At 39.0% G+C, this 10,093-nt stretch carries 12 protein-coding genes and 1 pseudogene; 8 read left to right on the top strand and 5 right to left on the bottom strand.

Translation table 11 applies throughout. The features are described 5' to 3' along the window. The coding region (locus AAC037_RS10870; RefSeq protein WP_339903018.1) for a serine hydrolase domain-containing protein at positions 1-603 on the top strand (603 nt) is incomplete at its 5' end. Positions 604-646: 43 nt separating this feature from the next. Here AAC037_RS10870 and AAC037_RS10875 read toward each other — a convergent pair. Beyond that, positions 647-1,702 carry a BF3164 family lipoprotein gene (locus tag AAC037_RS10875; protein WP_339903019.1) on the bottom strand — a complete coding sequence of 352 codons (1,056 nt, stop codon included), beginning with the start codon at positions 1,700-1,702 and terminating at the stop codon, positions 647-649. Positions 1,703-2,015: 313 nt separating this feature from the next. On the opposite strand from AAC037_RS10875, the gene AAC037_RS10880 reads away from it, so the two are divergent. Further along, positions 2,016-3,083, top strand: a complete 1,068-nt coding sequence (locus AAC037_RS10880) for a M42 family metallopeptidase (protein ID WP_339903020.1) — start codon at positions 2,016-2,018, stop codon at positions 3,081-3,083. A 71-nt stretch (positions 3,084-3,154) separates the two neighbouring features. Continuing rightward, on the top strand, positions 3,155-4,135 hold the full coding sequence (locus AAC037_RS10885; protein WP_339903021.1) for a D-glycerate dehydrogenase: 981 nt from the start codon (positions 3,155-3,157) through the stop codon (positions 4,133-4,135). 5 nt (positions 4,136-4,140) lie between these two features. On the opposite strand, the gene AAC037_RS10890 is transcribed toward AAC037_RS10885, so the two are convergent. Then, a complete protein-coding gene (locus AAC037_RS10890; protein ID WP_339903022.1) occupies positions 4,141-4,644 on the bottom strand; it encodes a ZIP family metal transporter in 504 nt (167 codons plus the stop codon). Further along, positions 4,610-4,957 carry a hypothetical protein gene (locus tag AAC037_RS10895; protein ID WP_339903023.1) on the bottom strand — a complete coding sequence of 116 codons (348 nt, stop codon included), beginning with the start codon at positions 4,955-4,957 and terminating at the stop codon, positions 4,610-4,612. Before AAC037_RS10895 ends, AAC037_RS10890 begins: the two co-directional genes overlap by 35 nt. 201 nt (positions 4,958-5,158) lie before the next feature. Between AAC037_RS10895 and AAC037_RS10900 the strand changes: the two genes are divergently transcribed. From AAC037_RS10900 to AAC037_RS10920, 5 genes and pseudogenes are all read left to right on the top strand, one after another. Next, a complete protein-coding gene (locus AAC037_RS10900; RefSeq protein WP_339903024.1) occupies positions 5,159-5,809 on the top strand; it encodes a metal-dependent transcriptional regulator in 651 nt (216 codons plus the stop codon). A 42-nt stretch (positions 5,810-5,851) separates the two neighbouring features. Then, a pseudogene (locus tag AAC037_RS10905) lies at positions 5,852-6,505 on the top strand (2-C-methyl-D-erythritol 4-phosphate cytidylyltransferase); the annotation flags it as partial. Between the two features lie 107 nt (positions 6,506-6,612). After that, positions 6,613-7,350 (top strand): DUF5668 domain-containing protein, encoded by a 738-nt coding sequence (locus AAC037_RS10910; RefSeq protein WP_339903025.1) that lies wholly within the window; start codon positions 6,613-6,615, stop codon positions 7,348-7,350. A 10-nt stretch (positions 7,351-7,360) separates the two neighbouring features. Beyond that, entirely contained in the window at positions 7,361-8,407 is a 1,047-nt protein-coding gene (locus tag AAC037_RS10915; protein ID WP_339903026.1) for a histidine kinase, read from the top strand. After that, the gene (locus AAC037_RS10920; protein WP_339903027.1) at positions 8,404-9,135 is read left to right on the top strand and encodes a response regulator; all 732 of its coding nucleotides are present in this window, start codon (positions 8,404-8,406) and stop codon (positions 9,133-9,135) included. The genes AAC037_RS10915 and AAC037_RS10920 overlap by 4 nt, the downstream gene beginning before the upstream one ends. A 40-nt stretch (positions 9,136-9,175) precedes the next feature. Here the strand turns inward: AAC037_RS10920 and AAC037_RS10925 are convergent, their stop codons facing one another. Both AAC037_RS10925 and AAC037_RS10930 read right to left on the bottom strand, forming a co-directional pair. After that, on the bottom strand, positions 9,176-9,397 hold the full coding sequence (locus tag AAC037_RS10925; RefSeq protein ID WP_010855875.1) for a DUF2795 domain-containing protein: 222 nt from the start codon (positions 9,395-9,397) through the stop codon (positions 9,176-9,178). A 76-nt stretch (positions 9,398-9,473) separates the two neighbouring features. Then, the gene (locus AAC037_RS10930; RefSeq protein WP_339903028.1) at positions 9,474-9,923 is read right to left on the bottom strand and encodes a hypothetical protein; all 450 of its coding nucleotides are present in this window, start codon (positions 9,921-9,923) and stop codon (positions 9,474-9,476) included. Positions 9,924-10,093 lie beyond the last annotated feature (170 nt).

Below are 10,093 nucleotides of genomic sequence, written 5' to 3' on the forward strand. Positions count from 1 at the left end.
TTGATAATGAAGCATAAACCCGGGGAAGTTTCTGATTACTCAAATTTGGGGGTAGGCCTGTTAGGCTATGTGTTAAGCAATAAAACCCAGATGACTTACGAAGAGATGCTTCAAAAGAAGATTTTTTCTAAATACGGTATGGTTGCTTCAACTACGTTAAGAAGCATAGTAGAAAATAAATTGGTTATAGGACTTAATGATAAAGGAGAAGAGGTGTCCAATTGGGACATGTCTGTGCTTATGGGTGCCGGTGGAATTTTATCCTCGCTAAATGACATGTCAAAGTTTGCCTTGGCTCAATTTGACAGTTTAAACCGAGAATTGGTGCTTTCAAGAACAGCATTTTTTGAGGTAACTGAGAATTATTCAATGGCTTTGGGTTGGAGTGTTATCCAAACGGAGTCGGGAGCTGTTTGGAATTGGCACAATGGTGGAACAGGCGGCTATACCTCGTCCATGATAATAGATGTGAAAGCGAAAAATGGGGTGATCATTCTTTCCAATATATCAGCTCTTGGTGAATTGACCAATACTATCACAAGCTTGGCACCGGCTTTAATGGATGATATTAAAGGTGAAGAAATTGATTCGGACAGCAAATGAATTGATATCGGGAATCACTTTTTAAAAAAATGGGCGCTTTTAACTACAACATCTCCTTTGGGATAGTATAAACTGCAATGCCGGGATCCTCGTCAGTAGTCAATCCATAAATTTCATTTGTATCTTCATTAATAACAAAATTGATGAGTGACCTATCCAACTTTAAATTCCAGAGGGGCTTTCCTTTGTGATCAAAAACCCATATTTGCTCAGCCATAACCGATGTTTTGTTGATTTCAGATAGGCTTACTCCCCCATACAATGCGAAAATATAGCTTTTAGTAACAACAGCATCTCTGTAGCGAAAGTGAGGATTTGTTCCCAGGTATAAATCATTTCCAATTAGTTCAAATGCTGGCAATGCTAGATCCGGCCCATCTATGATGATAAAGGATTTGTCCCGGTTGTCAAAAATTTCAAGCCTATCTCTGAAAAGTCCCACTCTAATAAAAAGACCTTCCTCAGCATTTCCTTTAAAAAAACTGCCGTTTAAGTGGGACAGTTGGTAATCATTCAGGTCAGGTCTATCCTTTACCTTTTCCCAATTTCCATATCCTCCGATTTTATTACCTTCTTTATCAAATTCCAATATTCGATGTTTATCAACCCTTGAAATACCAAGAAAACTGCTGTCAGATGCCTGGGTAAAAAACCAAAGGTCTCTCATGGGCTCAGGCATTTTCCACTCATTTTTGCCAAGAAGTGTAGTGTCCGACATTGAATATTCCACCAGTTTCCTTCCATTCATAGAATAGGCCCAAAAAGTATTGCCATTTTCTCCTTTATAAAACAAACTAGCATCAATCGCCTCTAAGGGACCTTCTCCATATTTACCCTTTGGCTTGTCATAAGTCCAATTTTGGGAATTGATAATATGAATACGGGGATGTTCCTCGGGAACCCTGTGTCTTTCAGATATTAGAATCTTGCTGTCAATTATTCCAATATTAGCTGGATTGATGATTTCTTCGAAATAATGTTTTTCGGATTTTAAGGGGATTATAGTGAAATCCTCTTTTTGGATAATGATATAATTGTCGTTTTCTTTTGATGTCTCACAGGAAACAAATAGAATTAGGAATAGCATTATTCTGTTCATTCTTTAATATAACGTGTTTTAGAATGATTCACAATTAAAAGAGTAGTTTAATTGACAATAGAAAAAGCCTTAATTTTTTATAATTAGATGTAGAAAGAGGCCTTGATTGGCCGGAATATTAATTTTACCCACCAAAAAGTAATATATTTATTTTCTAATTAAGATTGTAGCAAACAGCATTTTCACACTAACAATCTTGTTTGTAACTTTATCCCGGATGATTTGACCAAATAGCTTCACCTTCACTGGAGTCGGTGGCAGAATTAATGGCAGCTATTTTGTGGACAAACTTCAGATACAATTAAAACACTATATGGATACTAACGAAAAATTTCTTTACAAATACCTAAACAATGCCTCTCCAACAGGCTTTGAAGCTTCCGGCCAACAGATTTGGTTGGATTATATTAAACCTTTTGTAGATGAGTATTTTACAGATGCTTATGGGACGGCAGTGGGAGTGATCAATCCTGATGCAAAATTCAAGGTTGTCATCGAAGCGCATGCGGATGAGATTAGCTGGTTTGTGAATTACATTACCCCGGAGGGATATATTTATGTGATAAGAAATGGAGGGTCTGATCATATGATTGCCCCTTCGATGCGTGTCAATATCCATACAGACAAAGGTGTGGTGCCCGGCGTTTTCGGCTGGCCGGCGATTCATGTCAGAGATAAAGGGAAAGAAGAGACGCCCAAAATGGAAAATATTTTCATTGATATAGGTGCCAGGTCAAAAGAGGAAGTCCTTGAAATGGGCGTTCACGTGGGAAGTGTCATTACATTTAATGACGAGTTGACAGAATTGAATAAAAAATTCTATTCGGGAAGAGCGCTCGACAATCGCATTGGTGGATATATGATTGCTGAAGTGGCCAGATTATTGAAGGAGCAACAGGTGGAATTACCATTTGGCTTGTATATAGTCAATGCAGTGCAGGAAGAAATAGGCTTAAGAGGAGCAGAGATGATTGCGGCTAGGATCAAGCCGGATGTAGCCATCATTACGGATGTATGTCATGACACAACCGCTCCAATGTACAGTAAAATTGCTAGCGGTGATTATACTGCGGGCAAGGGCCCTGTGCTGACCTGTGGTGCTGCAGTGCATAAAAAGTTATTGGATCTGATCATTGACAGTGCCAAGAAAGAAGACATCCCTTTTCAAAGATCAGCATCTTCAAGGAGTACAGGGACTGATACAGATGCCTTTGCCTACTCGAATGGAGGAGTGCCGGCAGCTTTGATTTCATTGCCTTTGAAATACATGCATACTACTGTAGAAACTGCCAGTAAGGAAGATATTGAAAGTGTTATAGAGTTAATGATTGCCTTCTTAAAGGACTTTGACCTAAATTTTGATTTTAGGTACGTAAAGTAAATGTTAATAAAGGCGGGTTATCCCGTCTTTATTAATTTTAAGTATACCTTTTTTTGATAAACTCAAGATTCATGAAAGTTTTTATAAATAAGATTATTCCCGAGATTGGATTTAAATTGCTTGAAGAGGCAGGAATTGAATATACTGTTTGGAAAGAGAAACCTATTTTGGATAGAGGGCAAGCCATTCAGTTTTGCAAAGGTCATGATGCTTTTTTAAGTGTTGGACAGGCTGGATTGGATGCTGATTTTTTCAAGGAGTGCAAGCACCTAAAGGTGGTGGCACTACATTCAGTAGGATTTGATGGGGTCGATATAAAAGCAGCCACAGCCAATGGAATACCTATAGGGAATACTCCCAATGTATTGAATAAGGCAACCGCTGAAACGGCCCTCTTGTTGATGTTAACGGTAGCAAGAAAAGCCTTATTCCTTCATAATAAGATAAAAAAAGGACAGTGGGGCGTTTCTCAACCTACTCAAGATCTTGGCTTTGATCTGGCCGGAAAGACCTTAGGAATTGTAGGTTTGGGAAGGATTGGAACAGAATTGGCCAAGATTTGTACCCGATCTTGGGGGATGAAAATTCTTTACCATAACCGAAGTGCCAATGCACAGGCCGAGAAAGAATTTGGAGCCAAGCTGGTGAGTATGGATGAACTATTAACAAGCAGTGATGTGGTTTCTGTTCACACTGCTTTGACTTCGGAGACCAAAGGTATGTTTGGTATGGAGCAGTTCAAGAAAATGAAATCTTCAGCAATCTTTATCAATACTGCCCGTGGAGGTGTACATAAGGAGGATGAACTGATTGAAGCTTTGCAAGAGCAGGTTATTTGGGGAGCAGGCCTGGATGTTACCAATCCTGAACCCATGGCCAAAGACAATCCTTTGTTGGAAATGGATAATGCGGTGGTTTTTCCACACATTGGGTCTGCTACAAAGGAAACCAGAGATGAAATGTCCAGATGTGCTGTAGAGAATATCATTGCCGGACTAAAAGGAGAGCCACTGCCTTATCCTGTTAATCCGGAAGTGCAAAAAGGTAAATAAGTTTATTATCCTAGAGCTACATCTAAAACCATCATGATGATAAAACCACCGATGAAGCCCATTGTGGCCAAGTCGGTGTTTCCATCCTGCTGGGATTCCGGGACAACCTCCTCAATTACCACAAATATCATGGCTCCGGCGGCAAATGCTAAAGCATAGGGTAGGATGGGGGTGAAAATGGAAACAGCCACTGCACCCAATACACCGGCAATAGGTTCAACCAAAGCGGAGGCTTGTCCCATCATAAAGCTTTTCCTCCTGCTTAAGCCCATTCTTCTAAGTGGAACAGCAACAGCTATTCCTTCCGGAAGGTTTTGTAACCCTATCCCTATGGCGAGAATCAAAGCTCCGGCAATGCTGGCTTCAGGAACACCGGAGGCAGCTCCACCAAACAGCACGCCTACCGCCAAGCCTTCAGGGATATTATGCATGGTGATGGCCAAAACCAAAAGAGTTGTCCTTTGCCAAGGTGTTTTAATTCCTTGTTTTTTTGAAATTGATATGTACATGAGGCAATATTTTGTCCAGAACAAAAATAAACAAGGCACCTCCAAAAAATCCTACAGCGGCAGGAATGACCTTTGCAAAGCTTTCACCCTCTGTCATGCTAATGGCAGGAGCCAAGAGGCTCCAGAAACTCGCCGCAATCATTACTCCTCCGGTAAAACCCATCATGGTATCTAAGAAAGGTCTGTTCAATTTCTTAAAGAAAAACACAAAAGCAGCTCCAACTGCAGTGACAAACCAGGTAAATGTGGTAGCTATTAGTGCGGCATAAGCCGGCGCAATACTACTTAAATAGTCAACGAGGATATCAAACATTCTTTTTTCTTTAAAATATATTTCTGCTATTATTGGTCAATTGCTAAAAGGAACAAATCTTAATCCAGTGGAAATCACTTGAAACAGTTTGTTTTTTGTGAATTTTAATTTGGGTTTAGCCAAGGCAAATTTATATAGTTAGATTGGGCTAACAAATTTATTTCAATATTTTTTTATCTTTGTTTTGAAATAATTAAAGCAATGAATAACAGCCAATCCATAGAAAATTACTTAAAAGTGATTTTTAACCAAGCCATCGCTTCTGATGATGTCAATACCACAAGTATTGCCCAAGCTCTGGAAGTCAGCCTTCCATCAGTTAATAGTATGGTCAAAAAATTGGCAGGAATGGGCTTATTGGAGTACGAAAAATACAAGCCTCTCAAGATTACTGCTAAGGGGAGAAAGATGGCCGCCATGATCATCAGGAAGCACAGGCTTACAGAAATGTATCTGGTGGAAAAGATGGGTTTTGGTTGGGAAGAAGTTCATGAGATAGCAGAGCAGTTGGAACATATCCAATCAACAGCCTTTTTTGATAGGATGGATGAAATTTTAGGTTACCCTGAGAGAGATCCCCATGGATCCCCTATTCCAACAAGTAGTGGTGAAATTGCCACACAAAAATTCAGGTTGCTTTCTGATTGTCAGCCTGAGGAGTTGGTAACATTAAAGGCATTAAGCAAGACTTCAGATGAATTTTTAAAATACCTTAACAGCAAAGGCTTGGCATTAGGAGTGGAGGTGGAGATTTTGGAAGTGGAGCCTTATGACAAAAACATGACGGTATCTTACGGCGGACATAAAGAAGTTTTATCAGCCTTGGTATGTTCCAAACTTTTGGTAAGTTAAGAAGGTATGGGAAATAAGCAGGTTAAATAAGCTGGTGGAGCAGGAGTTAGAATGGGAGGAGAAGTGCCGAAGCAATTTCTCTCAATTGGAGGCTTGCCGGTATTGATGCATACCCTACAAGTGTTTCATGCATACGATGCTGAATTGAGACTGGTTTTGGTTTTGCCGGAAAGTCAGTTCGACTATTGGAAGAAATTATGTGGTGAATACAATTTCAAGGTGCCTCATCAATTGATTCAAGGTGGGACAAGTAGGTTTGGATCTGTCAAAAATGGTTTGAATAGTATTCCCGATTGTGAAAATGGCTTGGTGGCCATTCATGATGGGGTTAGGCCTTTTGTGTCAGAGGAAGTGATTCATGAGAGTTACCGGACGGCGGCCAAAGAAGGAAGTGCTATTGCGGTGATAGGATTGAAAGATTCCATAAGGCAGGTTGATGTCAATGGAAGTTCTCAGTTTAAAAACAGGGATGAATTTAGGTTGGTACAGACCCCACAGACTTTCCAGCTTACAAAGATAAAGGAAGCTTTCCTTACAGAAGAAAAACCATACTTTACGGATGATGCAACGGTATATGAAAATATGGGCTGGGATGTTCAACTGATCCTCGGAAACAGAGAAAATATCAAATTGACCACTCCGGAGGACTTAAGCTATGCCACTTTTCTGTTGACTGAAAAGAAAAGAATCATTTAACCATAAAAATAGGTCGTTTATCGGTATTATTTTTTGCTTTGCCGAAATGGTTTTTGAAAAGGAGCGTGATTGTAAGACCTTTCGTTCATTATTAAAATACTAAAATCATGAATGGAAAAAGAAATGGTAATTTCGTGCTAGGAGTCATTATATTAGTGGTAGGCGCACTACTTTTACTCAAACAGATGGGCTTGTTTATACCTTACTGGGTATTTTCATGGCCAATGATTCTCATTGCAATAGGTATTTACACGGGGTATAAAAACAGGTTCCAGAGTACAGGTTCGGTCGTTTTAATTCTAATAGGTGGTTTTTTTCTGCTGAAAGATTTCTTATTCTTACCTTTCCATATGGGGCCTATGCTATTTCCTATTGCCTTAATTTTACTTGGCCTTTATATTATCTTTAAAAAAAACAGAAATAAATCTTTTAATATAGAAGGTTGGGAAAAAGGTTTTGACAAGAGTACTGCGGAGACTGAAAATGTTTTTGGTCAGTACAGTCCCGACTTTATCAATGTAGATGCTTTTCTTACCGGAATTAAAAGAAAAGTAATGAGCAAGAATTTTAAAGGAGGAGACGTCACTTCTGTATTTGGAGGAGCAGACATAGATTTAATGCATGCAGATATTCAAGATCAAGCAGTATTGAAAGTCTCTGTAGCTTTTGGTGGTTTGAAACTCATTGTTCCTCCCCATTGGGACGTTCAGTTGGGGGTAACTAACTTGGCAGCCGGTATAGATGACAAGAGGTATTCCCAACAAGGAGCGGCTCAAAACGCTGATAAAAAATTAATCCTCACAGGTTCGGTGATTTTCGGTGGAATAGAAATCACTTCTTATTAAAATTAAGTGCATGATGGAAAAGTCACCTGAATTCTTAAAAGTCAATGAAAATAGTAAGGATCAGGTGATTTTTCTTTTAATGGTTTTTGCAGGGATTTTTGTCTCTGCCTATTTGAGTCAAGGTAATTTGGAATGGAGCATTGCTGATGGGCTGGTCAGTACCATTTCTGTTGGGTTGGGGGCCATCCTTATCAAACTAATGTTGAATTACTACCCTGTTGGCGTAGTAAAAAGTTGGCCAACCCTATTGTTTTCACTGGTTTTAGCAGCTGTACTTACCTATGGAAACCAAATGCTCTGGGGATCCGGTTGGCTAGGTTTTGCAGAGAATTTAATTTTATTTAAGGTTACTGTTCCTTTAAGGATCTCCATCGGAACATGGCTTTTTCATCTGGTAGGGATGAATGTGCTATCCAATAGGTCAAGCACCAAAGACATTCATAAACTGCAGCATGAGGAAAGTCGACAAAAATTGTCAACGGATGCAGAGTTGCATTACCTACGGCAGCAAATGCAACCTCATTTCCTTTTTAACAGTTTGAATTCGATCAATGCCCTATTAAAGAGAGACCCGGAGAAAGCGCGCAATATGGTGCAGGGCCTGGCAGATTTTTATAGAAAAAACTTAAAGGCGGATTCAAAAAAATGGACCGTAGTGGCCACTGAGATAGAGGCCATTACTCAGTATTTTTATTTGGAAAAAATTCGCTTTGGACAAAGGCTCAATTATGAGATAGATATACCCGAAAGTATTTTAACTTTAAAGTTACCTTCCCTACTGTTGCAGACCTTGGTAGAAAATGCAGTGAAACATGGCTTGTATGGTGTCACAGGAGAAGTTTCAATCCAGATAGAAGGCAAACTAAAAGAGGGTAACCTTGAAATAACTGTGAGAAACCCCAGTGAAGAGAATTCTAAAAAAGCAACAGGTACAGGCTTTGGTTTAGAAAGCTTAGATAGAAGATTGTTTTTGATTTTTGGTAGAAAGGATTTATTGAGTTATAGCCAAAGCGAGGGGCAGTTTACTGCTATTTTAAAAATTCCACAAATCAAATGATACGCTGTATAATTGTAGATGACGAGCCATTGGCTCAAGACCTTCTTCAAGACTATTTAGAAGAATTTACGGATCTTGAAGTGGTTGGTTGTTTTAATGATGGATTTGAGGCTTTTAAAGGAATTGGAGAACTCCAGCCTGACCTGATATTCCTTGATATTGAAATGCCTAAAATTACCGGGTTTGAACTGGTAGAGCTTTTAGAAGAGCCTCCAAAGATAATTTTTACTACAGCTTATGACAATTATGCGATCAAAGCATTTGAATTACAGGCTGTGGATTATTTGCTAAAGCCTTTTTCCAAAGAAAGGCTAAGGCAGGCGATACAACGGGTGACTATAGCTCCCAATGACCCGTCAAAATTGGCAAAACTAAATGAGGAAATGCCATTGGAAGGTTTTTTAAATAGGATTGTTGTAAAAACCGGGAATAGGATTGAGGTTTTAAATGAAGTTACTATTTCATCCATAAGTGCCGATGGTGATTATATAAAGATCAATTCAGCAGGTAAGCAATACCTGAAGTTAGGAACCATGGCTTACTATGAAAAAATGCTTGACCCTCAAAGTTTCACGCGGATCCATCGATCACATATAGTGAATATTTCAGAGATAAGTAAAATAGAGCCTTATCAAAAGGAAAACTATCTGGTATTTCTAAAAGACAATAGCCAATTGCCAGTAAGCAAAAAGGGCATGGTGAAACTAAAAAAAGTCTTAAGGATATAAAGTAGCAAAAAGCCTTCACTAAATAGAGAAGGCTTGATACTTAATATTCATCTTCATTAAAGAAGAAATCGTCTTTTGTTGGATAATCCGGCCATATTTCCTCAATATTTTCATAAGGTTCTCCGTCGTCCTCAAGCTCTTGGAGGTTTTCTACAACTTCTAATGGTGCTCCGGAGCGAATAGCAAAATCAATTAACTCATCCTTGGTGGCTGGCCACGGAGCGTCTTCCAAATAGGAGGCAAGTTCTAAAGTCCAATACATAATCTACACAAGTTTAAAGATCCCCTTAAAGGGGTGCAAAAATAGAAATACTTTCTTAAACTAAAACATTTACGGATTATTTGTTTGTAAGTTCTTTTAAAATACTGTTTTTCACATCGACTTTTCTCTTATGGGCAGCAATTTTTTTCCTCATAATGTGATCAAATTCACCTTCCTGGCTTCTGAAGTTCTCAGCATTTTCCCTTACAGTGACAAGTTCTCTTTGATCTCGGGCAATAAGGTCTTTCAAAAGGTTTATTTTTAGGGAGTTTTGCTCCGCTTCAGGCATTTCTGCAAACCCTTCATATTTTGAATGACAAAGTTTGTCTAGAAATGATTTCTCAAAGATTATTTCTGAAAAGAATACGAAAGAGCCAATACTTTGTTGTGCATTTCTTGGTTTTTTTGGAGGAAGTTTTTTCCATTCCCCCTGTAATTTTTTCGCTTGATTCAATTTGCTTTCATTCACTTCTCCTTTGGAGAGTAACCGCATTTCCTCTGCCCACCGATCAATTTTCTTGATCATCAATCCAGGGCTGATTGTGGGCATGCTCTGGCTCATGCGTTTGAATTTGCTGAAAATACGGTTGTTAATTTTAGAAAACTCATCCCAAATGGGTTGTCTCTTAGAAGCGGGTACCCGCCCGGAAGTTTTCCATTCTTAGCTAAATCATTGATGTCATTAATAGTAAGACC

The organism is uncultured Cyclobacterium sp., from assembly GCF_963976465.1.
Classification (GTDB): domain Bacteria; phylum Bacteroidota; class Bacteroidia; order Cytophagales; family Cyclobacteriaceae; genus Cyclobacterium.

Coding starts and splice junctions, on each gene's coding strand:
- AAC037_RS10875 (WP_339903019.1), bottom strand. CDS start 1,702: ATGAACAGAATAATGCTATTCCTAATTCTATTTGTTTCCTGTGAGACA.
- AAC037_RS10880 (WP_339903020.1), top strand. CDS start 2,016: ATGGATACTAACGAAAAATTTCTTTACAAATACCTAAACAATGCCTCT.
- AAC037_RS10885 (WP_339903021.1), top strand. CDS start 3,155: ATGAAAGTTTTTATAAATAAGATTATTCCCGAGATTGGATTTAAATTG.
- AAC037_RS10890 (WP_339903022.1), bottom strand. CDS start 4,644: ATGTACATATCAATTTCAAAAAAACAAGGAATTAAAACACCTTGGCAA.
- AAC037_RS10895 (WP_339903023.1), bottom strand. CDS start 4,957: ATGTTTGATATCCTCGTTGACTATTTAAGTAGTATTGCGCCGGCTTAT.
- AAC037_RS10900 (WP_339903024.1), top strand. CDS start 5,159: ATGAATAACAGCCAATCCATAGAAAATTACTTAAAAGTGATTTTTAAC.
- AAC037_RS10910 (WP_339903025.1), top strand. CDS start 6,613: ATGAATGGAAAAAGAAATGGTAATTTCGTGCTAGGAGTCATTATATTA.
- AAC037_RS10915 (WP_339903026.1), top strand. CDS start 7,361: ATGATGGAAAAGTCACCTGAATTCTTAAAAGTCAATGAAAATAGTAAG.
- AAC037_RS10920 (WP_339903027.1), top strand. CDS start 8,404: ATGATACGCTGTATAATTGTAGATGACGAGCCATTGGCTCAAGACCTT.
- AAC037_RS10925 (WP_010855875.1), bottom strand. CDS start 9,397: ATGTATTGGACTTTAGAACTTGCCTCCTATTTGGAAGACGCTCCGTGG.
- AAC037_RS10930 (WP_339903028.1), bottom strand. CDS start 9,923: ATGATCAAGAAAATTGATCGGTGGGCAGAGGAAATGCGGTTACTCTCC.